Source organism: Flavobacterium gyeonganense, from assembly GCF_029625295.1.
Classification (GTDB): domain Bacteria; phylum Bacteroidota; class Bacteroidia; order Flavobacteriales; family Flavobacteriaceae; genus Flavobacterium; species Flavobacterium gyeonganense.
The window spans coordinates 3,226,181-3,251,418 of the sequence record NZ_CP121112.1 but is presented as its reverse complement, the minus strand read 5'-3'; the positions used below and the strand labels follow the sequence as shown (position 1 = coordinate 3,251,418).

General features: G+C 35.5%; 19 protein-coding genes. 11 read left to right on the top strand and 8 right to left on the bottom strand.

Translation table 11 applies throughout. The features are described 5' to 3' along the window. Nucleotides 1-149: 149 nt before the first annotated feature. On the bottom strand, nt 150-398 hold the full coding sequence (locus tag P5P89_RS14060) for a GIY-YIG nuclease family protein (protein ID WP_422851767.1): 249 nt from the start codon (nt 396-398) through the stop codon (nt 150-152). 210 nt (nt 399-608) lie between these two features. Next, nucleotides 609-1,229: a DUF4230 domain-containing protein gene (locus tag P5P89_RS14055; protein ID WP_278008888.1), complete on the bottom strand. Its 621-nt coding sequence runs from the start codon at nt 1,227-1,229 to the stop codon at nt 609-611. A 199-nt stretch (nt 1,230-1,428) separates the two neighbouring features. Between P5P89_RS14055 and P5P89_RS14050 the strand changes: the two genes are divergently transcribed. After that, complete coding sequence (locus P5P89_RS14050; RefSeq protein ID WP_025571934.1) at nt 1,429-1,803, top strand: SpoIIAA family protein; 375 nt, start codon at nt 1,429-1,431, stop codon at nt 1,801-1,803. An 18-nt stretch (nt 1,804-1,821) separates the two neighbouring features. Continuing rightward, nucleotides 1,822-2,322, top strand: a complete 501-nt coding sequence (locus P5P89_RS14045) for a pyridoxamine 5'-phosphate oxidase family protein (RefSeq protein ID WP_278008887.1) — start codon at nt 1,822-1,824, stop codon at nt 2,320-2,322. A gap of 48 nt (nt 2,323-2,370) precedes the next feature. Here P5P89_RS14045 and P5P89_RS14040 read toward each other — a convergent pair whose 3' ends face one another. Then, entirely contained in the window at nt 2,371-3,381 is a 1,011-nt protein-coding gene (locus P5P89_RS14040) for an LLM class flavin-dependent oxidoreductase (RefSeq protein ID WP_278008886.1), read from the bottom strand. Nucleotides 3,382-3,556: 175 nt separating this feature from the next. Between P5P89_RS14040 and P5P89_RS14035 the strand changes: the two genes are divergently transcribed. The 9 genes from P5P89_RS14035 (at nt 3,557) to P5P89_RS13995 (ending at nt 15,175) form a co-directional block, all read left to right on the top strand. Continuing rightward, on the top strand, nt 3,557-4,906 hold the full coding sequence (locus P5P89_RS14035; RefSeq protein WP_278008885.1) for a sigma-54-dependent transcriptional regulator: 1,350 nt from the start codon (nt 3,557-3,559) through the stop codon (nt 4,904-4,906). 353 nt (nt 4,907-5,259) lie between these two features. Next, nucleotides 5,260-5,541, top strand: a complete 282-nt coding sequence (locus tag P5P89_RS14030; RefSeq protein ID WP_278008884.1) for a DUF7674 family protein — start codon at nt 5,260-5,262, stop codon at nt 5,539-5,541. A gap of 122 nt (nt 5,542-5,663) precedes the next feature. Then, nucleotides 5,664-5,741, top strand: a complete 78-nt coding sequence (kdpF, locus tag P5P89_RS14025) for a K(+)-transporting ATPase subunit F (protein WP_125722563.1) — start codon at nt 5,664-5,666, stop codon at nt 5,739-5,741. Nucleotides 5,742-5,797: 56 nt separating this feature from the next. After that, entirely contained in the window at nt 5,798-7,516 is a 1,719-nt protein-coding gene (gene kdpA / locus P5P89_RS14020; protein WP_278008883.1) for a potassium-transporting ATPase subunit KdpA, read from the top strand. A 210-nt stretch (nt 7,517-7,726) separates the two neighbouring features. Then, nucleotides 7,727-9,772 carry a potassium-transporting ATPase subunit KdpB gene (gene kdpB / locus P5P89_RS14015; RefSeq protein ID WP_278008882.1) on the top strand — a complete coding sequence of 682 codons (2,046 nt, stop codon included), beginning with the start codon at nt 7,727-7,729 and terminating at the stop codon, nt 9,770-9,772. Nucleotides 9,773-9,932: 160 nt separating this feature from the next. Continuing rightward, nucleotides 9,933-10,484, top strand: coding sequence for a K(+)-transporting ATPase subunit C (locus P5P89_RS14010; protein WP_278008881.1), 552 nt, complete (start codon nt 9,933-9,935; stop codon nt 10,482-10,484). Nucleotides 10,485-10,875: 391 nt separating this feature from the next. After that, entirely contained in the window at nt 10,876-11,955 is a 1,080-nt protein-coding gene (locus P5P89_RS14005; RefSeq protein WP_278008880.1) for a porin, read from the top strand. Between the two features lie 147 nt (nt 11,956-12,102). Continuing rightward, nucleotides 12,103-13,227, top strand: coding sequence for a sensor protein KdpD (locus P5P89_RS14000; RefSeq protein WP_278008879.1), 1,125 nt, complete (start codon nt 12,103-12,105; stop codon nt 13,225-13,227). A 232-nt stretch (nt 13,228-13,459) separates the two neighbouring features. Continuing rightward, complete coding sequence (locus tag P5P89_RS13995) at nt 13,460-15,175, top strand: ATP-binding protein (RefSeq protein WP_278008878.1); 1,716 nt, start codon at nt 13,460-13,462, stop codon at nt 15,173-15,175. A 59-nt stretch (nt 15,176-15,234) separates the two neighbouring features. Here P5P89_RS13995 and P5P89_RS13990 read toward each other — a convergent pair whose 3' ends face one another. From P5P89_RS13990 to P5P89_RS13970, 5 genes are all read right to left on the bottom strand, one after another. Then, a complete protein-coding gene (locus P5P89_RS13990; RefSeq protein WP_278008877.1) occupies nt 15,235-16,644 on the bottom strand; it encodes an APC family permease in 1,410 nt (469 codons plus the stop codon). A 292-nt stretch (nt 16,645-16,936) separates the two neighbouring features. Further along, on the bottom strand, nt 16,937-18,055 hold the full coding sequence (locus P5P89_RS13985) for a peptidoglycan endopeptidase (RefSeq protein ID WP_278008876.1): 1,119 nt from the start codon (nt 18,053-18,055) through the stop codon (nt 16,937-16,939). Between the two features lie 381 nt (nt 18,056-18,436). Beyond that, nucleotides 18,437-20,701 (bottom strand): aconitate hydratase, encoded by a 2,265-nt coding sequence (locus P5P89_RS13980; RefSeq protein ID WP_278008875.1) that lies wholly within the window; start codon nt 20,699-20,701, stop codon nt 18,437-18,439. Between the two features lie 360 nt (nt 20,702-21,061). Continuing rightward, on the bottom strand, nt 21,062-23,827 hold the full coding sequence (locus P5P89_RS13975) for a bifunctional aconitate hydratase 2/2-methylisocitrate dehydratase (protein ID WP_278008874.1): 2,766 nt from the start codon (nt 23,825-23,827) through the stop codon (nt 21,062-21,064). A gap of 410 nt (nt 23,828-24,237) precedes the next feature. Further along, nucleotides 24,238-25,191, bottom strand: a complete 954-nt coding sequence (locus P5P89_RS13970; RefSeq protein WP_278008873.1) for an AAA family ATPase — start codon at nt 25,189-25,191, stop codon at nt 24,238-24,240. Nucleotides 25,192-25,238 lie beyond the last annotated feature (47 nt).

The window sequence follows — 25,238 nt, the reverse complement described above, 5'->3', positions numbered from 1 at the left end:
ATGCAAAGTTTTTTTGCCGAGCAAACAGTCACACTGCTTGTCACTTCGACGAAGGAGAAGTCACACTCGGAATTCGACAAAGATTGGCGATTTTGATTGCGGAGTTTCTAGTGTGATTTCTCCTTCATCGAAATGACACAAAAGATGAGTTAAATTGAATCAAAATGATAATTTAAAAATTCTAATTTTGGATTAAAATCTTTTATTAATTCAATCTTCTTTTCTCTTCTCCATTTTTTTAATTCTTTTTCTCTGGAAATTGCTTCCTGAATCCAAACAAATTTTTCATAATAAACCAGAAATTCTAAACTGTATTTTGAGGCAAAAGTTTTATTACCAGTTTCTAAATTGTCTTTATGCTGTTCCAATCTTATTTTCAAATTATTGGTAACTCCTATATAGAAAGTTGAACGATATTTATTGGTTAAGATGTAAACATAATAAGAATGAAAACCTTCCTGGGATTAAACATAGTTTTAAATAATTATATTTTTCTAAGTTTTTTTGTCACTTCGATGTAGGATAATTCATGTAAAGCATTTGCAGTTCGTTGCTCACTGGATGTGATTTCTCCTACATCGAAATGACAAGATCGTGAAAAACTCCTTCTACAACTTCAAATCCTGATTAAGCTCACTCTCAGATTCAATCGTTTTCCCATTATACTGAAGTTTCCAACCCATAGAATTCGTCATAATTAAAATCTTAGACAATTCACTTATTAATCGGTTTTGTGCGTTTGTTTTAAGTGTTGATTTATCGATTTTCTTAGCCAGATTCGCCTTCACTGACTTGTTGATTTTATTGTAATCATCTCCAGTAAAAGGATTCAGTTTGCTTTGCTCTACATCATAAAACTGAATATCGGGATTGATGGTAATTTCTTCTTTCGGAATATTAAGAATGGTAATCGTTTTATTCTTTTCATCAATATCATATTTCATTTTATGTAAATCGTAGGCAACTGTAACATTTGCGTTTACGACAACAAGTGCTTTCTTCTCAAACGAAATCATATTCATGAAATATTTCTGTTGGTTTTTATAGGTGATAACTTCAGAAAAATGCCCCTCAGTAACAACTAGTTTTCCAACATTTAAGATTTGCTGCTGAATCAGATTTGTGTTATACTCAATTCCGTTATCATCATTTTTTTTGAACTCACAATATCTGAAAGCCAAAATAATGGCAAGTACAATTCCGGAACCAACTACTATTCTCTTAAGCATAACTTGAATTTACATTTTATAATGATAGCTAATTTAATACTTTTTTAAGTAGAATTCCTTATCATTTTAAAAGGGATTTTTAATAAAAATTCGCCTCACATTGAAATTATGTAAGATAATCAGCTTTTTACATAAACCCAGAAACCTACTAGTCAGGTATTTTTGTAAAAATGAATTTAACCTGCAAAATTTAAATGTTATGATTGAAAAAATTAAGGAATTACCAGAAAATATGATTGGTTTTAAAACAGCTGGTCACGTAGTGAAAGGCGATGTTGATTTTGTGAAATCAGAAGTACGTCTTTTAATCGATGAAGCACAAAAACTAAACTATTTATTATTTTTTGACAACTCTCCAACTGATTTTGCTTTGGGCGCCTGGCTTCATGAATCTTTGCTAAGCTTTAAAAACATTACAAAATGGACAAGAGCTGCTATTGTAACGGACTGTCAGAGAATGATTAATTTCACTAAAGTTTTCAATACAATTATGCCGGGAGAATTCAAAGGATTTAAAAAAGAAGATTATATGCTGGCCGTGGACTGGACATCAGAAAAAATTGACTTGGATTAAACTATAAATAACGATATTATGCATAAAGATTTAGATAATAAAGAAGCAGTAGAAAAAATAATTTCATTAGTAAAAGAAATTAAAACAGGGATTTTTGTAACTGAATTAACAAAAACACCTCTACAATCACGACCTATGAGTATTCAGGATATAGATGATCAGGGTAATTTGTGGTTCATTAGTTCTGCAAACAGTAATAAGAATTTTGAAATTTTAAAAGACAATCAGGTTCAATTGTTTTTTGCTAACAATGCAAGCTCACAATACATTTCAATATACGGTGCAGCGTCGATATACAAAGATCAGGCTATAATTGACGAATTATGGACGCCAGTTGCCAAAGCCTGGTTTGAAGAAGGCAAAAATGACCCAAACGTTACAGTTATAAAAGTGACTCCATCGGATGCTTATTACTGGGACACAAAAGACGGAAAAGTTATTTCATTGCTTAAAATGGCAGGATCAGCATTATTTGGAAACACCACAGATATAGGTGTTGAAGGAAAATTAAAGCTATAAAAAAAGTGACTCGATTGAGTCACTTTTTTTATGCATTTAAATCTAGCATTATCTGTTAGCATTTAATTCATCAAGTACTTCTTTAGTTAGTTGCAGACTTTTCAATTTCGCCTGATGATCAAAAATTGGACTTGTAATCATCAGCTCGTCAATTCGGGAATAATCGATGAATTTTTTCAAATCTATTGCCAATTGCTTTTTACTTCCCACGAAAGAACAGGCCGTCATCTGATTGACATGAAAACGTTCTTCTTGGCTCATAATATCATCCAAAGAATCCACAGGCGGCTGAAGTCCTTTTCGGTCATTCCGAATTAAATTCAGAAACATCTGGTACAAACTTGTCGATAATTTTTCGGCTTCTTCATCTGTATCGGCAGCAATAATATTAACGCAGGCCATGGTTTTGGGTTTATCCAGAAATTTTGAAGGCTGGAAATTGTCGCGATAAAATTCAAAAGCCTGTAACATTTGGCGCGGCGCAAAATGTCCTGCAAAAGCATATGGAAAACCGTACGAAGCCGCCAAAGAAGCACTTTCCATACTCGATCCTAAAATCCAGATTGGTACTTTAGTTCCTTCAGCAGGGAAGGCACGTACTTTTGCAGTAGCATTTTCTTCAGAAAAATATTCCTGTAATTTTGATACGTTTTGCGGAAACCGCTGTGCCTGTTCAAAGAAATCTTTTCGAATGGCTTCAGCAGTTGGCTGATCGGTTCCGGGAGCTCTTCCCAAGCCTAAATCGATTCTGCCGGGATATAAAGTTTCCAGTGTTCCAAATTGCTCTGCAACTATTAATGGCGAATGATTCGGCAGCATAATTCCGCCCGATCCTACACGGATATTTTGTGTCTGACTGGCAACATAACCAATTAAGACAACTGTTGCCGTACTGGCGACATGTGCCATATTGTGGTGTTCAGCAAGCCAAAACCTTTTATAACCTAAACGATCTGTTAACTGGGCAATTTCTTTTGTTTTATTTAATGTTTCGGCAGCATTACTGTTATTATTGATAATAGCAAGTTCTAATATGGAGAGTGAAATTGGATTTTTCATGTAAAATAAATATCTTTTTGCAAAATTAATTTATTTGTTACGAATCCTAAATTCTTCGGTGTTAATAGATTTATAATGTTTGAAACCAAATTTATATTTTGAATTCTAAAGCCAAATGATTTAAAAGCTAAATTTGTACATCTAAAATAATATTTGATTTTAGCAACTTCCAAAAATGACACATAAAATTTTAATTATAGACGACGAAGAAAAACTGAGAAGTCTTTTGGTACGCATTGTAAAATCGGAAGGATTTGAAGTTTTTGAAGCCAAAGATTTAAAATCAGGTTTTAAAAAATTAGAACAAACCGATATTGATGTGGTTTTGTGTGACGTAAAATTACCCGACGGAAATGGAGTTGATTTTGTTCAAAATATCAAAGGAAGCTTTCCGCTGACAGAAGTTATCCTTTTAACTGCTTTCGGAAATATTCCAGATGGCGTTCAGACGATGAAAAACGGTGCTTTTGATTATATCGTAAAAGGTGACGACAACGATAAAATTATTCCCCTTTTATACAAAGCCGTTGATAAAGTGCAATTGCAGAAAAAAGTGCAGCAACTCGAAAAACGCATTAACGATAAATATTCTTTTAATACGATTATAGGAAAATCGAAAGGAATTGAACAAGTAATTGATCTCGCTCAAAAAGTAGCCAAAACCGATTCGACTGTTTTATTAACGGGAGAAACGGGAACGGGGAAAGAGGTTTTTGCACAGGCCATTCATGAAAACAGCAATCGCGTTGGTAAATCCTTTGTTGCTTTAAACTGCAGTACTTTCAGCAAAGAAATTCTGGAAAGCGAACTTTTCGGTCACAAACAAGGTGCTTTTACCGGAGCCTTAAAAGATAAAAAAGGTTTTATTGAAGAAGCAAACGGAGGTACTCTTTTTTTAGACGAAATTGGAGAAATGCCAATTGATCTTCAAGCCAAATTATTGCGTGTTCTGGAAACCAGCGAATATATCCCCGTTGGCGATACAACTTCAAAAAAATCAAATTTCAGGTTAATTGCAGCTACAAACCGAGATTTAAAAGAAGAAAGCGATGCACATCGTTTTCGTTCTGATTTGTATTTCCGTTTGAATATTTTCGAAATTAAACTTCCTTCTCTTCGAGAAAGAGTAAAAGACATTCCTGTTTTGGTTAATTTTTTTGTCAAACAATTTTCTGAAAAAACGAATAAAAAGACATTATCAGTTTCTGATGATTTTGTTCAGAAATTAGAAAATTATTCGTGGCCGGGAAATATCCGTGAACTCAAAAATATTATCGAAAGATCGGTTATTTTGAGTAACGGCGAAACACTGACTTCTGATGTTCTACCGTATGAAATGCAGCATCAACAAGAAAAAAACAACAAATCAATGTCGGCTTTCTCCATGCAGAGTGTTGAGAAACTGCATATTCAGAAAGTTTTGAATTATACTAAAGGAAATAAAGCGGAAACGGCTAGACTTCTTGAAATTGGAATTGCGACTTTGTACCGAAAATTAGAAGAATATGGGATAGAAAAAAATTAAATTTCAATATCAATATCAATTTTTAAAAGCTTCGGAGAAGCGGTATATTTATAGAATTATTTATTGCCAATGCTATAAAGCTCCAGCGGAGCGACACCCGCACAATCTAAAAAAATGTCACCCCGCTGGGGTTCTGGTAAACATGGTTTCATTATTTTCTATAAATATGTCGCTTCTCCGAAGCTTAAATAACATATCAAAACGAGAAAAGCTTATCAAAATGATAGGCTTTTTTTATGACTGATTTTTGGCACACAACTACATCCCTTTTATTTACAGCACTTTAACTACAAACTGATTTTTTAGGAACATCTTTTGGCATAAAGAGGAAGAACACTAAAACTTCATTCCAAATGAAAAATCAAGTTACCTCAATCTACAAACAAGCCGAACGGTTTGCTGAGATTACCAAAAAATCTATTATCTGCGGCAATATTGTTCGGGCTAAAAAATGTTTAGCACTTGCTGAACGGTTATTTATCAGCGGCAGCATCGAAACTAAAAATGCGATTTCAAACGTGTATGTTTTCTCTGTTTCGTCCTTTATGGAAATGCGTCACTGCAATATTTCACATCTGTTTCCTCAAACGCTAAAAGCAGAATATATCAAACAAGTTAATACCTCAGGAGTATAAAAATCTAAACCCAACAATTTTAATCTAAAATAATCATGGTCACATTTCTATTACTCGGATTGGCAGTTTTACTGTTTGCTATTTGTTTTCTCTCGGTTGACTTTTTTGAAAAAATTTAAATCATGACTGCACTATTTATTATTTCAATCGCTGTTTTCTTGTATTTGGTTTACGTATTAATCAAACCTGAAAAATTCTGATTTGAGAAGATAAGATTCTCAAATCCATTCACATCTTAAAAAATAATCTCAAAATTATGAATACAGAGTTACTAGGCGTCATAGGCATTTTTATCCTGACAATTGTTTTAGCAATTCCATTTGGAAAATATATTGCTAAAATTTTCAAAGGAGACAAAACACTTCTTGACCCGATTTTCAATCCGCTTGAAAAATTTATTTTTAAAATCAGCGGTATCGATCCAGCCGAAGAAATGAACTGGAAACAACATCTGAAAGCACTTTTAAGCATCAATATGGTTTGGTTCTTTCTTTGTTTTTTTGTGCTGCTGTTTCAAGGTTCATTATTCTTAAATCCGGATAACAACCCTAATATGTCGCCCGATTTGGCTTTTAATACTGCCATTTCATTTTTAGTAAATTGCGATTTACAGCATTATTCTGGCGAAAGTGGTGTTTCATATTTGTCGCAAATAGTTTTAATGTTTCTGCAATTCGTTTCGGCTGGAGTCGGAATTGCGGCTGCGGCAATGGTTTTTACCGCTATGCGCGAAAGAACCACTGAAAAACTCGGAAATTTTTATAATTATTTCGTAAAAAGCTGTACTCGTATATTATTACCGCTTTCTGCAATTGTAGCAATCGCTTTGGTTTTCAGCGGAACGCCAATGACTTTTGAAGGAAAAGATGCAATTACCACTTTACAAGGCGATCACGTAGAAGTTTCCCGCGGACCTGCAGCTGCTTTCGTTGCCATCAAACACATTGGTACTAACGGTGGTGGATTCTTCGGAGCCAACTCTGCACATCCTTTAGAAAACCCAACTTATTTTACTAATGCAGTTGAACTTTGGGCACAAATGATTATTCCGTTTGCAATAATTTTTGCACTTGGTTTTTTCTTAAACAAAAAGAAATTCTCGTACATCATTTTTGGTGTAATGACAATTGGATTTCTGCTTTTAGTTATTCCAACAATTTCAAGCGAATTAAATGGAAATCCTGCCATAACAAAAATGGGAATTGCACAGACAAGCGGTGCAATGGAAGGAAAAGAAGTTCGGTTTGGTCCTGCTATTTCAGGTTTCTGGAGTATTGCTACAACAGTAATTTCGACAGGATCTGTAAACAGCATGCATGATAGTTCTATGCCAGTTTCTGGAGCAATGCAATTATTAGCGATGATGATAAATGCCTTTTATGGCGGATGCGGTGTGGGTTACCTCAACTTTTACATCTTTATTATTCTGGCGGTTTTTATTTCAGGTTTAATGGTCGGCCGAACTCCAGAATTCTTAGGAAAGAAAATCGAAGCGCGCGAAGTAAAAATTGCAGCTTTTATTGCGATTCTTCACCCTTTATTGATTTTATCTGGAACAGCTTTAGCATCTTATTTTGCTGCTCACGATACTGCAATGGGCTATTGGTTTAACGGAAATGCAACTGGATGGCTCAACAATCCTGGAAACCACGGATTCTCTGAAATGTTATATGAATATACTTCGAGCGCTGCCAACAACGGTTCTGGTTTTGAAGGATTGGGAGATAATAATCCGTTTTGGAATATCACTACGGGAATTGTTTTACTGCTAAGCCGTTTTATTCCGATCATCGGGCCTTTGGCAATCGCAGGTTTATTAGCCAATAAAAAATACATTCCAGAAAGCGCAGGGACTTTAAAAACGGATACTTCAATTTTTGGGATTATGATTTTTGCTGTCATTGCGATTATTGCTGCACTTTCTTTCTTTCCAGCTTTGGCTTTAGGTCCGCTTGCTGAATATTTTACTCTTTAATAATGCTAAAATTGTTAAACACATAGAAACATAGGAATTCAACGACTAAAAAGGAAATAGAAAAAACTGTTTTTCACACATAGTCCCGATAGCTATCGGGATGAATTCATACAAGTGAAACGTCTTAATCTAAAAGTAAAATCTATGTCTCTATGTGTTTAAAATCAACGCAAAACATTTAACAAATAACATTTAACTTTTTACAAGAAAATGACAACTAATAAATCCGCATCATTGTTTGAAAGTCAGCAGGTAAAAGAAGCTTTATGGCAGTCTTTTGTAAAGCTGAATCCAAAAATGATGATTAAAAATCCGGTAATGTTTACCGTAGAAATCGGGACTGCAATTATGTTTGTGGTTTGTATTTCGATCCTAATGGGTGCCGCCGATCAAGGAAGTTTTATCTACAATTTAATTGTATTCTTGATATTATTAGCCACGCTTTTGTTCGCCAATTTCGCTGAAGCCATTGCCGAAGCCCGCGGAAAAGCACAAGCTGACAGTTTAAGAAAAACCCGTGAAGAAACGCCTGCAAAATTAGAAAACGGACAAACAATCTCGTCTTCACAATTAAAAAAAGGAGACATTTTTGTCTGTGTGGCTGGAGATGTCATCGCCACCGACGGTGAAATTATCGAAGGTTTAGCCACTATTGACGAAAGTGCTATTACAGGAGAAAGTGCTCCAGTTATTAGAGAAGCCGGCGGAGATAAATCGTCTGTAACGGGTGGTACAAAAGTTTTATCTGATAAAATCAAAGTACAGGTAACTTCTGAACCAGGTGAAAGTTTCTTAGACAAAATGATTGCTTTGGTTGAAGGCGCAAGTCGTCAGAAAACACCAAACGAAATAGCCTTGACCATTCTTTTAGCCGCATTTACTTTAATCTTCGTGATTGTCTGCGTGACTTTAAAACCTTTTGCCGATTATGCAAATGCGCCAATAACAATCGCTGCTTTTATTGCCTTGTTCGTTTGTTTGATTCCAACAACAATTGGAGGTTTGCTTTCTGCAATTGGTATTGCGGGAATGGACAGAGCTTTGCGTGCCAACGTAATTACCAAATCAGGAAAAGCGGTTGAAACTGCTGGAGATATTGATGTTTTACTTTTGGATAAAACTGGAACGATCACAATTGGAAACAGAAAAGCAACCAATTTTTATCCAACTAAAGGAATTGCTTTTGATGATTTTGTGAAATCTGCCGTTTTGAGTTCGCTTGCTGATGATACTCCGGAAGGGAAAAGTATTTTGGAATTAAGTGAAATGTTAGACGTTAAAAACGAAAGCAAACCAAGTGTTTTACAGAATACCTCAGAAATTTCACAAACCATAAAATTTACTGCCGAAACCAGAACTTCTGGTGTAATCTTAAAAGACGGAACCAACATTCGAAAAGGAGCGCAGGATGCTGCTAAAAAAATCGCAGAACAGTCTGGAAATACTTTTCCAGAAGATACCGCGCAACAAGTTATTACGATTTCTTCTAACGGAGGAACGCCTTTGGTTGTGATAAAAAACAATCAGGTTCAAGGGGTTATTGAATTGCAGGATATTATAAAAACCGGAATGAAAGAACGTTTTGAGCGCTTACGCCGAATGGGAATTAAAACGGTTATGGTTACGGGAGACAATCCGCTGACGGCTAAATTTATTGCTGAAAAAGCTGGTGTTGATGATTTTATTGCCGAAGCGAAACCAGAGGATAAAATGAATTACATCCGCAAAGAACAGGAAGAAGGCCGTTTAGTCGCTATGATGGGAGACGGAACCAACGATGCTCCTGCCCTAGCCCAAGCGAACGTCGGGGTTGCTATGAACAGCGGAACGCAGGCTGCAAAAGAAGCGGGAAATATGGTTGACTTGGATAATGATCCAACAAAACTTATTGAAATCGTAGAAATTGGAAAGCAGCTTTTAATGACTCGCGGCACGTTAACTACTTTTTCTATTGCGAATGATGTTGCGAAATATTTTGCGATTGTTCCAGCACTTTTCATAACTGCAATTCCCGCTTTACAAGGTTTAAATATCATGCATTTGCACAGTCCAGAAAGTGCAATTTTATCAGCTGTGATTTTTAATGCGATTATCATACCGATTTTAATTCCGCTGGCGTTGAAAGGTGTTGAATATCGTCCGATAGGTGCGAGTGCGATCTTAAAACGTAATCTTTTGATTTATGGTTTGGGTGGTTTGATTGTGCCTTTTATAGGAATCAAATTAATTGATTTACTCGTAGCAATCTTTATGTAAGGTTCTGAGGTGCTAAGATTCTAAGGGACTAAGATTTTCTCTTAGAATCGTAAAAAACTAGAATCTATCAAAACTCAATAAAAAACATCGGTTCTGAATTGCTAAGTTCTTAGAATAAACTTAGAACCTTAGCAGCTTAGTTCCTTAGAATCTTCAAAAAATGAAAAACATATTCTCTATAATTAAACTTACTGCGGTTACTTTAACCTTATTTGCAGTTATTTATCCTCTTGCGATTTACGGAATCGCACAAATTGCTCCAAATCAAGGAAAAGGTGAAACTCTTTCGGTTAACGGAAAAGTGATTGGTTATCAAAAAATCGGACAGAAGTTCGATAAATCAAATTATTTCTGGGGAAGACCTTCTGCCGTTGATTATAATGCTGCCGGGAGTGCCGGAAGTAATAAAGGTCCAAGCAATGCTGAATATTTAACTTTAGTTCAAAAACGAATTGATACTTTATTATTAGTTCATCCGTATTTGAAGAAATCTGATATTCCGTCAGATATGGTAACAGCTTCAGGAAGCGGATTAGATCCGAACATTTCTTCGCAAGGTGCTTTGATTCAGGTGAAACGCGTAGCGAAAGAACGAAAACTAGATGAAACGAAAGTAAAAACTTTGGTAGAATCTAAAATTAATACAGCTGTCGTTGGTCCTGAAACGGTGAATGTTTTGGAATTGAATGTGGCGCTGGATCAGCTTCGCTAAAAAAGGTTCTGAGGTTCTGAGTTGCTAAGGTTCTAAGGTTTTTCTATGCGCATTCTTGTCATTTCGACGAAGGAGAAATCTTCGCAAGAAGCTCCGCAAAGAATGTCAAATCTGTGGCGATCTAGCAACGAAAATTTCTCCTTCGTCGAAATGACAAACTGTGGCGAGAGTTGGAATCGAAAAACTAAACTTACAATACTACCTAACAGGTTTTGGAAACCTGTTAGGATATAAAACCTATTAAAATACAAAACGCCTTTTTACCCCAAATGCACTAGCCCCGATAGAAGTGGAAATCCTTTTTCTGGCTTCTTTAGCCAGGAAAAGATTGAAACGGATAGCGGGATTAGCTCCTAAAAAATCTACTTAATAAATAATAGAATACCACAAAATGAAAAAAATAATACTTACTGCTTTAATCGCTTTTGGTTTTGGCAATTTACATGCACAGGAAGAATCTAAAAGTCCGTTTACGTTTTCAGGATATGCAGACGCTTATTATAGTTATGATTTCGGGAAACCAGAAAACCATACACGGCCAGGATTTTTTTACAGTTATAATAAAAGTAACGAAGTCAATCTTAATCTCGGAATGGCAAAAGTGAATTATTCGAAAGAGAATATTCGAGGAAATTTCGCTTTAATGGCGGGGACTTATGCCGAGTATAATATGTCTGCCGAGCAAGGTCTATTGAAAAATGTTTACGAAGCGAATGTCGGTGTGAAGATTTCAAAAAATCATAATTTATGGATTGATGCTGGAATTATGCCTTCGCATATTGGTTTTGAAAGTGCCATTGGGAAAGATTGTCAAACGCTGACAAGAAGTATTCTGGCTGAGAATTCACCTTATTACGAAGCAGGCGTAAAAATTGGTTACACATCTGAATCTGGAAAATGGTATCTGGCTGGAATGTATTTGAACGGCTGGCAACGCATCGAAAAAGTGGAAGGAAATCAAACACCAGCTTTTGGAACACAGGTTACGTACAAACCTTCGGATAATGTGACTTTAAATTGGAGCACTTATGCAGGAAACGAACAGCCGGATATTGACAAAAAATGGCGTTATTTCAACAACTTTTACGGACAACTTAAAGTAACGGAAAAGACAAATATTACAGCTGGTTTTGATATTGGTTCGCAGCAATCGGCTAAAAACAGTAATAAATACGACACTTGGTTTTCGCCCGTTTTGATTCTGCAATATAAACCAACAAATAAGATTCAGCTTGCGGCGCGTGGTGAATATTACAACGATGAAAAAGGTGTAATTATCGCAACAGAAACACCAAACGGATTTAAAACCTACGGTTTTTCGGCTAACTTTGATTACTTAGTTTCTGATAATGTTATGTTTAGAATTGAAGCCAGAAATCTGTCAAGTAAAGATGAAATCTTCACCAATAAAGACAATCTTCCAACGGATACGAATACGTTTTTAACGACTTCCTTGGCGATTAGTTTTTAGGAGAATATTTCTTGCCACAGATTAAAATGATTTTTTTCGGGCTAATTTATTCGCCACGAATTCACGAATTTTTATTTAAAAGAATTGGTGAATTCGTGGCTAAAAAAAATAAAAACTTTGTGACTTAGCGCCTTTCTGGCAAAAAATATGGAAAACGAAAATAACAACGCACAGCACTTTCTTGATTTAATTCAGAAATCACGAAAAGGAAAATTTAAAATCTACATTGGAATGAGCGCCGGTGTGGGCAAGACTTTTCGTATGCTTCAAGAAGCGCATTCGTTATTGAAAAACGGAATCGACGTAAAAATCGGTTATATCGAAACGCACAATCGGAAAGAAACGCACGAATTATTAACTGGTTTGCCTCTCATTCCGAGGCGGACCATTTTTTATAAAGGGAAAGAGCTCGAAGAACTCGATGTTCAGGCGATTATAAATTTACGTCCCGAAGTGGTTATTGTAGATGAATTGGCGCACACAAATGTAGAAGGAAGCAAAAACGAAAAACGCTGGCAGGACGTTTTGGAGATTCTAGAAGCCGGAATTAATGTAATTTCGGCGGTAAATATTCAGCATATTGAAAGTCTGAACGAAGACGTAAAACGCATTACAGGAATTGATGTTCAAGAAAGAATTCCAGATAATGTCTTGCGTCTGGCAGATGAAGTCGTGAATATCGATTTGACTTCGGAAGATTTAATTGCGCGCTTGAAGGAAGGAAAAATTTATACGCCTGATAAAATTCAAACTGCTTTGGCGAACTTCTTTAAATCAGAACAAATTCTGCAATTACGTGAATTAGCGTTGAAGGAAGTCGCAAGTCAGGTGGTTCGAAAAGTTGAAAATGAGATTCCAAACCTGCATGCACTGCGACATGAAAAATTACTAGCGTGCATAAGCAGTAACGATAAAACGGCTAAAATTGTGATTCGGAAAGCCGCCCGTCTGGCAAGTTATTATAACGGAATCTGGTATATTTTGTATGTCGAAACTCCGAAGGAAACCCCTACGAGAATTGCTCTCGATAAACAACGACATTTAATTAATAACTTTAAACTCGCTGTGCAATTGGGCGCTGAAGTAATTAAACTAGAAAACGAAAATATTACCAATGCGATTTTAAAAACTGTTGAAGAAAAACAAATCACAACTGTCTGCATCGGAAAACCGCATTTGAATTTATTTAAAGTAATTTTGTCTACAACAATTTTCAGGCGTCTGCTAAATAAATTGTCGTTATCAAACATTGATCTTGTAATCTTGTCATGAAAAAATATTAAACCATATAAGTTATATAAGTTGATTTAAATTAGTGAACGTTGAAGTTTAACCGCAAAGGCGCTAAGATTTACGCAAAGTACGCTAAGATTAAATTAAAAAACTTAGCACCCTTGCGACTTTGCGAGCAAAAAACCTAGCGAACTTTGCGCTCTTTGCGGTTAAAAAACAAAGCTTAAATTTCCTTATATAACTTATATGGTTCAAAAAATTGTTTTATAAAATGAAAATTAAAACCAAATTGAATCTGGGTGTTGGATTATTATTTTTGATGATCATCATTCTCTCGTTAGTGAGTGCATATTCTGTTTTTTTAATTAAGCAGGATACGGAGAATATCCTGAAATCGAATTACAATACGCTGGAATATTCGCGAAATATGATTTCTGCTTTGGACGAAATTAAATTGGGATCTAAAGAAACAATTCAGAATTTTGAGGAAAATCTTGAAAAGCAAACCCGAAATATTACAGAGCCAGGCGAAAAGCAAGCAACTGAAAAACTAAAAGAAAGTTTTGCTCTTTTAACTAAAAATAATACTGATGAAACTGCAAAGGCGCAGATTCGCCAGGATATTTTTGCGATTATGAAACTCAATCTGGATGCCATCAAACAGAAAAGTGACATTGCAAAAAAAACGGCAGAAACGTCCAATTTCTCCATTGCTATTGTGGGAACTCTGTGCTTTTTGATTGCGTTTAATTTATTGGTCAATCTGCCAAATAACATTGCAAATCCGATTAAGGAATTAACGTTGAGTATTAAAGAAATCGCTAATAAAAATTATTCAGAACGGGTTCATTTTACGAGTCACAGCGAATTTGGTGATTTAGCCAAATCGTTTAATACGATGGCACAAAAACTCGAAGAATATCACGACAGCAATGTGTACAAACTTCTTTTTGAGAAAAAACGTCTGGAGACTCTTGTCAATAATATGAATGATCCAATTATTGGTTTGGATAATATGGGAATTGTTTTGTTTGCGAATGATGAAGCGCTTAAGATTATTGGTTTGAAATCGGAAGATATAATCGGGAAAACTGCATCTGAATTGGCGGTTTCGAATGATTTAATTCGTTCATTAATTCTGAAAGAAGCAGAAACCCCAAAGAAACAACCACTCAAAATTTTTGCTCACGGAAAAGAAAGTTATTTCGAAAAGGAAATTCACAATATTACAATAACGCCAACTGGCGAAGAAAAAGAAATCAATATTGGCGATGTGATTATTCTGCGAAATATTACACTTTTTAAAGAATTGGACTTTGCTAAAACTAATTTTATCGCCACGGTTTCGCACGAATTAAAAACACCAATTGCCTCTATAAAACTAAGTCTTCAATTGCTTGAAAACACCAAAACTGGCGATATGAACGATGACCAGAAACAATTAGTTGAGAGTATTAAAGATGATAGTCAGCGATTACTGAAAATTACAGGTGAATTACTCAACTTGTCACAACTTGAAACGGGGAATATTCAGCTGAATATTGAGAAAAGTAACCCGTACAAAATTGTAAATTATGCTGTTGAAGCCGTAAAAATTCAGGCAGATCAAAAACAGATTCAATTAATTATTGATGCTGATAAAAACCTAAAAGATGTTAAAGCCGACAGCGAAAAAACAGGCTGGGTTTTGATTAATTATTTATCAAATGCAATTCGGTATTCATCTGAAAAAAGTACGATTCTCATTAAATTAAAAGAAGAAAACAATCAAATCGTTTTTCAGGTAATTGATACCGGAAAAGGAATTGATACTAGATACAAAGACAAAGTTTTCGATAAATATTTTCAGATTCCGGGGAGCCCAAAATCCGGAACTGGATTGGGTCTAGCGATTAGCAAAGAATTTATTGAAGCGCAGAATGGAAGTGTTGGTGTTGAGAGTAATTTGGGATTAGGAAGCACCTTTTGGTTTACGCTAAAGGTTTAATTTTTTTAAAGCATAAAAAACGCCTTACTTTTAATCGTAAGACGTTTTAAATTTTAGTTTTATTCTTTTGGTTTTGTCAAATAATAAACCGGAATACCAATCAGCATAATCAAAATTCCCCATCCACAGGTTGAGAATTTTGTAAACAATAAAGAAACACTTATCGCAGACGCTACAATAATGTACAAAAATGGTAAAAATGGATAACCAAAAGCCTTATAAGGTCTTTCCGCATTTGGCATTTTTTTCCGTAATATGAAAATTCCGTAAATTGTTAAAATGTAAAATATTAAAACAATGATAATGACAAAATCTAACAAATCTCCATATTTTCCTGTAAGACACAAAATTGAAGCCCATACACATTGAGCCCAAAGCGCCCATGACGGAACACTAAATTCATTAAGCAATGCTGCTTTTTTAAAGAATAAACCGTCTTTTGCCATTGTATAATATACTCGGGCACCCGCCATAATCAATCCGTTATTACAGGCAAAAGTCGAAATCATAATCATGATGGCAATGACTAAAGTTCCGATATCACCAAAAATATACTGAGAAGCCACTACCGCTACCCTGTCTGATTTTGCTGTTGCAATTTCGTTCATCGGAATTACAGCCAGATACATCAGGTTAGTCAACACATAAATAATCGTAACGATAAATGTTCCTAAAAATAAACTCAAACCTACGTTACGTTTTGGATTTTTTATTTCTCCTGCGATAAAAGTTACACCAACCCACGCATCGCTCGAAAACAATGATCCTACCATGGCTGCTGAAATACCAGTTATTAAAGCTTTTCCACTAATTGGAATCCAGGAAGCGTTATCTGCATCATAAGAATGAGGTGTCCAGGCATCAGTCCAATTTGCATCCCAAACAGAAGCTTTTGCAGCAAGCGTTAATCCAAAAACGATCAAACCGAGTAATGATAATATTTTAATAATAGTAAGCACGGTCTGAAGAATCTTTCCGTTTTTTACACCACGGCTATTTATAAAAGTTAATAAAACAATGGTAACTATCGATACAATCTGTGCTGCATTCAGCTTAAAATTCCCTAACTCAAATAAAATATTCTCGTCACTGAGCGGCTCATAAAGATAGGCTGCAAATTTAGAGAAAGCGACACCAACGGCAGCAATTGTTCCCGTTTGGATAACCGCAAAAAAGCTCCAGCCGTACAAAAAGGCTATCAATTTGTTATATGCTTCTTTCAGATATACATATTGTCCTCCAGCTTTTGGAAACATGGCACTCAACTCACCATAGCTTACAGCGGCAATAATGGTAATTAATCCTGAAATGAGCCAAATCAATGTCAGCCATGCTGCTGAGCCCACTTGTCTGGCAATATCGGCACTCACAATAAATATCCCGGATCCAATCATAGAACCTACCACAAGCATGGTTCCGTCTAGTAATCCGAGTTCTCTCTTAAAATTTTCCTGGTTGTTTTCCTGCATTTTTTTGGTTTTTGGTTGGTTAAAGATATACTTTTTTTAGAAACCTTTTAATAAGACAATTAGATTGTTAAGGTAAAAAACAAAGGACAGATTACATTTAAATTCACAAGAGAATAAAAAGAACTAAACATTACTAACAAAAGCAATTCCCTTATATTTATTTTTTAAGTAATGATAATTTGAGGTTTAAATTTTGACGAAAACCAGTTTAGGGAAGGGTAAAAAAATTAGATGCGCCTTATTGTATTTTCATTTTATAATCTGTTTCGAAAATTATAAAAATTGAAAAAACTTATTCCAAAACACGATTTACCTGAGAAAAAGATCTTTCGTAATAAGGCTCTTTGGTAGAAGAAATAATAACCCCTCCATGAGTTGAGGAATGAACGAATCTAATTTCTTCATCAACAACTTCTACAACCATTCCAACGTGATTAATTTGACGCCTCCCATTAGTTTTAAAGAAAATTAAATCACCTTTTCGGGCTTCATATGGATTGACTTTTATACCAATTCTGGATTGTTCTATAGAGCTTCTTGGCAGCTTAATATCAAAATTACCAAAAGTACAATACATTAGTCCTGAGCAATCAAAACCTGCTTTTGTAGTGCCTCCTGAACGATAACGGGTACCAATGTTTTCAGTAGCATTTATAATCAGCTGATCAACTAACTCTGGGTGATTACTAACTTTTATTACTGTAGAGGAATCTTTCTTAACAGATGTATCATTTGTTGCAACAACTGAAGAATTTACTGTGCTTGTTGTTTCCTGACTAACTTTTGAAGGCTGCAGGTTATTTGCTTTTTCTTTGGAAGCAAGAATTTTTAGCTGATAGCCAATAGGTAGTTTATTCTTGATTTCAGGGTTTTGCCTTTCTAATTCAGCTACGGTGATTCCGAATTCTCTCGCAATTGCGTATTTTGTTTCTTTTGGCATAACTTCCCTTGAAACTTCAACCAATTCTGATGGAGCACTTTCAATCGGCTGCTGCACTACTGAATTCCCGTTGGAAGGAATGACAATCTGTTTTCCTATTTTAAGCCCTTCCGTTTCTAATGAAGGATTGGCTTTTTTCAGATCTTCAACTGAAACTTTATATTTTTTTGATATTCCCCAAAGTGTCTCTTTTGCCAAAACCTCATGAGTACCGGGAGTTTCTTGTACGATAGATTCATTAGATTTTATTACTTCAGAGTGACCACTATTCGGAATTAATAAAACCGAATTTAATTTTAAAATTTTTGGTGCATCTGGATTAGCGTTTGCGATATCTTTTGGCTTTACTCCGTATTTCTTAGCAATATTATAAAGGTTATCACCTTTTGAAATGGTATGCCTGATGTAATTATCCTGAGAAAAAGCACTTACTGAAAAAAGCAAAAATATAAAGACAAATCTGAAAATCATTATTTGGGGAATTTTAATTTTCTATACTACTATCCCTTCTTAATTTTAAACTCAAAAAAGAAAGTTTTATTACCAAAAATGCGAATTTAACTTTTTAAAGTAAAAAATACACTTTTTTTAACAACAAATTTATATCACATTAGAAACCTGAAAATGTTTTTGAAGCTAATTCAAAGTTTTTGTGTGAGTTATAAATCATTTGAGGAAATCATAAAATTTAAAATAAAATCGTCCTAAAAACGGGATTTCTAGCCCGGATGAAAGTGGCATCTTTTTGTCCCGATAACTATCGGGACAAAAGATAAAACGTACAGGCGGAATAGCTACAAATAAAAAACGCCCTGTTTTCACAGAGCGCTTTTCTATAATAGAGTTTTGAAATTATGCTTTTCCGGCAGCAATTAAGTTTAATGCAGAACCTGCAACAAACCACCCAATCTGACCATCATTGTAAGTATGGTTTGCCAGAATAATATCTTTTGAACCATCTGCATGAACAAATTCTAATGTTAATGGTTTACCCGGAGCAAATTCCGTTAAATCAGTAAAATTGATTGTATCGTTTTCCTGAATTTTATCATAATCTGCTTCGTTAGCGAAAGTCAATCCTAAAAGACCCTGTTTCTTAAGATTGGTTTCGTGGATACGGGCGAAAGATTTTACTAATACGGCTTTAACGCCTAAGAAACGTGGTTCCATAGCAGCGTGCTCACGAGAAGAACCTTCTCCATAATTGTGATCTCCCACAACAATAGACGGAACTCCTGCCGCTTTGTAGGCACGTGCTACTGCAGGAACGGCATCATATTGTCCTGTCAATTGATTCTTAACCGAGTTTGTTTTTTGATTGAATGCATTTACAGCACCAATCAGCATGTTGTTTGAGATATTATCTAAGTGTCCACGGAAACGCAGCCATGGTCCGGCCATAGAAATGTGGTCTGTTGTACATTTTCCGAATGCTTTAATCAACAATTTAGCACCAGTGATGTTTTTACCATCCCAAGCCTCAAAAGGCGCTAATAACTGCAAACGCTCTGAAGTAGGACTTACTACAACCTGAACACCTGAACCATCCTCTGCCGGAGCCTGAAATCCAGGATCTTCAGCATAGAAACCTTTTTCCGGCAATTCGTCTCCAGTTGGTTCATCAAGCATTACTTCTTCACCTTCTTCGTTGATTAATTTATCAGTTAATGGATTGAATCCTAAATCACCTGCAATAGCCAAAGCTGTCACCAATTCAGGAGAACCTACGAAAGCCAAAGTATTAGGATTACCGTCTGCACGTTTGGAGAAGTTACGGTTAAAAGAGTGAACGATTGTATTTCTTTCTTCTTTCTCCGCTCCTTCCCTGTCCCACATACCGATACATGGTCCACAAGCGTTGGCAAAAACTGTTGCTCCAATTTTATGAAAAGTATCAATAAATCCGTCTCTTTCGATTGTAGAACGAACGACTTCAGACCCCGGAGTGATTGTAAATTCTGCTTTTGTTTTTAAGTTTTTCTCAGCAACCTGTCTGGCTAAAGAAGCTGCACGGGAAATATCTTCGTAGGATGAGTTGGTACACGAACCTATTAAACCAACCTGTATTTGCAACGGCCAATTATTCTTGATGGCCTCTTCTTTCATCTTAGAAATTGGAGTAGCTAAATCCGGAGTAAAAGGTCCGTTTAAATGCGGCTCTAATTCTGACAAATTGATTTCGATAACCTGATCAAAATATTTTTCAGGATCAGCGTAAACTTCTGGATCCCCTGTTAAGTAAGAAGCTATTTTATCTGCAGCATCAGCAACATCTGCTCTGTTTGTAGAACGCAGATAACGGCTCATAGAATCATCGTAACCAAAAGTTGAAGTTGTAGCTCCAATTTCAGCTCCCATGTTACAAATGGTACCTTTACCGGTGCAAGACATAGCTGTTGCACCTTCGCCAAAATATTCTACGATAGCACCTGTTCCTCCTTTTACAGTCAGAATACCGGCAACTTTAAGAATCACATCTTTCGGAGCTGTCCAGCCTGATAACTTACCGGTTAGTTTAACTCCGATTAATTTAGGAAATTTCAATTCCCACGCCATTCCAGACATAACATCTACAGCATCAGCACCGCCGACACCAATCGCTACCATTCCTAAACCTCCTGCATTTACAGTATGAGAATCGGTACCAATCATCATTCCGCCCGGGAAAGCATAATTTTCAAGTACAACCTGATGAATAATTCCGGCTCCCGGCTTCCAGAAACCAATTCCGTATTTATTAGAAACTGACGATAGGAAATCGAAAACTTCATTACTTTGTGTTTTTGCTCTGGCCAAATCGGTAGCAGCATCTACTTTTGCCTGAATCAGATGATCACAGTGGACCGTTGTAGGAACTGCAACTTTTGATTTACCAGCATGCATAAACTGCAATAAGGCCATTTGTGCCGTTGCATCCTGACAGGCTACTCGATCCGGTGCGAAGTCAACATAATCAACTCCTTTTCCAAACGCTTTGGTTGGATTTCCATCCCAAAGGTGGTTATACAAAATTTTCTCTGTTAAAGTAAGTGGACGACCAACAATCTGACGTGCTGCATCAACACGGGCAGGCATGTTGTCATACACTTTTTTAATCATTTCAATATCAAAAGCCATAGTTATATATTAATTATGTTAGTGTAAATCAGCTTAAATTTAAGGATTTTATTACGGTTTATGCTAAAATAATTGTTAATACTATTATTTAAAACTATTCTATTTTTCTTGAAAGGTAGTAAATTGAAAATCAATCTATATAATTATTTAGCTTTTACAATAACCTATTGTAATTGCCACCTCCAACTTTAAAAATTTGATTTAGCAAATCATCCAACGGTAATCCAGCAGTGACAAGAAGCATTTAACCCGCAGCGAAGAACGAATGAATATTACACCCAAACCCGGACCTAAAATATAAATAAAAACGAGGCAATCTATTACTAGATTGCCTCGTTTAGAATTATGAAGTTGCTACTATTATAATTTAGTAGAGATTGGTTTGAATTTTGTTAAGTTGATACCTTCAACTGCAGCTTTATACTCTCCGATAGATGGCATTCTTCCTAAAATTGCAGAAAGTACAACTACTGGTGTTGAGGCTAATAAAGATTCTCCTTTTTTACCCTCTCTATCCTCTACTACACGTCCCTGGAACAAACGAGTTGAAGTAGCTAATACAGTATCTCCTTTTTCAGCTTTTTCCTGGTTACCCATACATAAGTTACAACCAGGGCGCTCTAAATACATAATGTTTTCGTATTCTGTACGTGCTGTAGATTTAGGTAAGGCATCTGAGAATTCGAAACCTGAATATTTTTGTAACATTTCCCAATCACCTTCAGCTTTTAACTCGTCGATGATGTTATACGTAGGAGCTGCAACTACTAAAGGTGCGTTGAATTTAACCTCCCCATTTTGTTTTTCAACATTACGTAACATTTGAGAAACAATTTTTAAATCGTCTTTATGAACCATACAAGAACCTACGAAACCTAAATCTACTTTTTTATCTGTTCCATAGAAAGATAATTCGCGAATTGTATCGTGTGTATAACGTTTAGAAACATCAACATTGTTAACGTCTGGGTCAGCAATCATTGGTTCTTCGATTAAATCTAAATCGATAACAACTTCAGCATAGTATTTTGCATTATCGTCCGGAGTTAAAGCTGGTTTAGCACCTGTTTTAATTTCCTCGATACGTTTGTTTGCTTTATCAATTAAACCTTTTAAAACTTGGTTTTTGTTGTCCATACCTTTATCAATCATGATTTGGATACGAGACTTAGCAATTTCTAACGATTGAATTAATGTTTCGTCCTGAGAAATACAGATAGAAGCTTTCGCTTTCATTTCAGCTGTCCAGTCTGTAAATGTAAACGCCTGGTCAGCTAATAAAGTTCCGATATGAACCTCAATAATTCTACCCTGGAAAACGTTCTCACCATCAAATTGCTTCAACATTTGAGATTGCGTCGCATGAACTACATCACGAAAATCCATGTGCTGTTTCATCTCACCTTTAAAAGTAACTTTTACAGACTCTGGAATTGGCATAGAAGCTTCACCTGTTGCTAAAGCTAAAGCTACAGTTCCTGAATCGGCACCGAAAGCAACCCCTTTAGACATACGTGTATGTGAATCCCCACCGATGATAATTGCCCACTCATCAATTGTAATATCATTTAACACTTTATGAATAACGTCTGTCATTGAATGATATTCACCTTTAGGATCTCTCGCTGTAATAACACCGAAATCATTCATGAACTTCATTAATTTAGGAATATTAGCTTGCGCTTTTTTGTCCCAAACTGAAGCTGTGTGACAACCTGATTGGTAAGCACCATCAACAATTGGAGAAATAACTGTAGCCGCCATAGACTCTAATTCCTGAGCAGTCATTAAACCTGTAGTATCTTGGGAACCTACGATGTTAACTTTCACACGTACGTCTGATCCTGCATGTAATGTTTTACCAGGAGTTACACCAACTGCATTTTTGTTGAAGATTTTTTCAACAGCAGTTAATCCCTGACCTTCTATAGAAACTTCTTTAGCTGGTGCAAATACTGTTGGAGCAGTAATACCTAAAGTTTGTGCAGCAAATGTTTGGATTTTTTTACCAAAAACGATAGCATAAGATCCACCCGCTTTGATAAATTCTAATTTTTGAGGAGTGAAAGATTTAGAAATATCTTTTAATTCTTTCTCACCATTGTATAATTTCTTAGTTTTTGTATTGATTGTCAATACAGTTCCTGTAGCTACAGAATAAACTTCTTCTAAAACAGGATCACCTGCTTCGTTACGTACTACGTTTCCTTCAGCATCTGTTTTCTTTACCCAGTTTTGCAAGTCGATACCGATACCACCTGTAACGTCTACTGTCGTTAAGAAGATAGGTGAAATTCCGTTAGTACCTGCTACGATTGGAGCAATGTTCACGAAAGGAATGTATGGAGATGCTTGTTTACCTGTCCATAATGCCACGTTGTTCACACCTGACATACGAGAAGATCCAACTCCCATTGTTCCTTTTTCAGCGATTAACATAACAGAAGCATCTGGATACTGTGCTTGCAATGCTTTAATTTCTGCCTGAGCTTCAGGAGTAATCATACATTTTCCATGTAATTCACGGTCAGAACGAGAGTGTGCCTGATTACCTGGAGATAATAAATCAGTAGAAATATCACCTTCTGCAGCGATGTAAGTAACCACTTTAATTTCTTCAGCAACTTCTGGTAATTTTGTAAAAAATTCAGCTTTTGCGTAGCTTTCTAAAATTTCCTTTGCAACTGTGTTACCAGCGCTGTAAGCTTCTGCTAAGCGAGCTGTATCAGCATCATATAAATAAACTTGAGTTTTTAAAACTTCAGCCGCTTGATTAGCGATTGCAATATCATTGCCCAAAGCTAAATCAAGAAGTACTTCAATAGAAGGTCCCCCTTTCATATGTGACAATAATTCGAAGGCAAAAGCAGGTGTAATTTCTTTTACTTCAGATTCACCAAGAATGATTTCTTTTAAAAACTTAGCTTTCTCACCTGCTGCACTAGTGGTTCCAGGCAAAGTGTTGTAAATAAAAAACTTAAGAGAGTCCTCTCTGTGTTCATTATTTAAATCTTTAATCTGCGCAATGATTTCGCTTAGTAATTCAGCACCATCAATAGGTTTCGGATGAAGACCCTGGGCTTTTCTTTCTTCAATCTCTTGAATGTAATCCTTGTAAATATTCATAATAGAAGTCTTTATAAATAGGTATTTTTATTTTTTTGCACGCAAATTTATGAATTAAAGCTGAGAATTAAAAAAAATATAATGTATGGCGCTTTTTTAAAAATTATTATTGCAAAAAAACAATTATCAACCTTGAAAAATAACAAATAATCATTTTTAGGTTCAAAAAATAAATTATCAATAATTTAAAAACTTTTCTTTAACAAAGTAAAAATTTAATGTTATAAAGAAAGTCGGATTTTACCTCTTTTTTAAAGAAGAAATCTTGTAAATAAGTATTTATAACGTTATAGTTTTAGCACACACTCCCGTAAATAAGTAAAAATACTTATATAAAATCCAAAATTTTCATATACAAAAAAGCCAAACTGATTTGATCAGTCTGGCTAATAATATAATCTAAATCTTATTTACATCAACTTCTGAATAATTACTTCTTCTGTTATTCCTTCAGCATCTGCTTTATAATTTTTGATAATTCTGTGACGCAAAATTCCGGTTGCAACTGCTTTGACATCTTCGATATCAGGAGAAAACTTACCATTGAAAGCTGCATGTGCTTTGGCCGCTAAAATTAAATTTTGAGAAGCTCTTGGACCCGCTCCCCAATCCAGATAATTTCTAACAAAATCATTAGTCAGGCTATTATCAGGACGTGTTTTACTAACAAGTGTCACTGCATATTCAATAACATTATCTGCTACTGGAATTCTACGGATCAAATGCTGGAAGTCTATTATCTCCTGAGCTGTAAACAACGGATTTATTTTAGTTTTCACATCTGAAGTAGTTTGTTTAACAACCTGAACTTCTTCTTCGAATGTTGGATATTCTAATTTTATAGCAAACATAAAACGGTCTAACTGAGCTTCCGGCAAAGGATATGTTCCTTCCTGCTCAATTGGGTTTTGTGTAGCCAATACAAAATAAGGTAAATCTAATTTATAGTTTTGCCCAGCAATTGTTACAGAGCGTTCCTGCATCGCTTCTAATAATGCAGCCTGAGTTTTTGGAGGAGTTCTGTTGATCTCATCAGCTAGAATGATGTTGGAAAAAATCGGTCCTTTGATAAACTTAAACTGTCGGTTTTCATCCAGAATTTCACTTCCTAAAATATCCGAAGGCATTAAATCCGGTGTAAACTGAATTCTTTTAAAATCCAGCCCCAAAGCCTGAGACAAAGTATTAATCATTAAGGTTTTCGCCAAACCGGGAACCCCAATTAAAAGTGCGTGTCCTCCTGAAAATATGCAAAGTAAAATTTGATCTACAACGGCATCCTGCCCTACAATGATTTTTGCTATCTCGGTTTTTAATTCGTTTCTTTTTTGAACTAAATTATGAATTGCTGCTACGTCAGACATTTATGAATATATTTTAAATTAAAAAGAGTTAGCTCTATGAATTCATA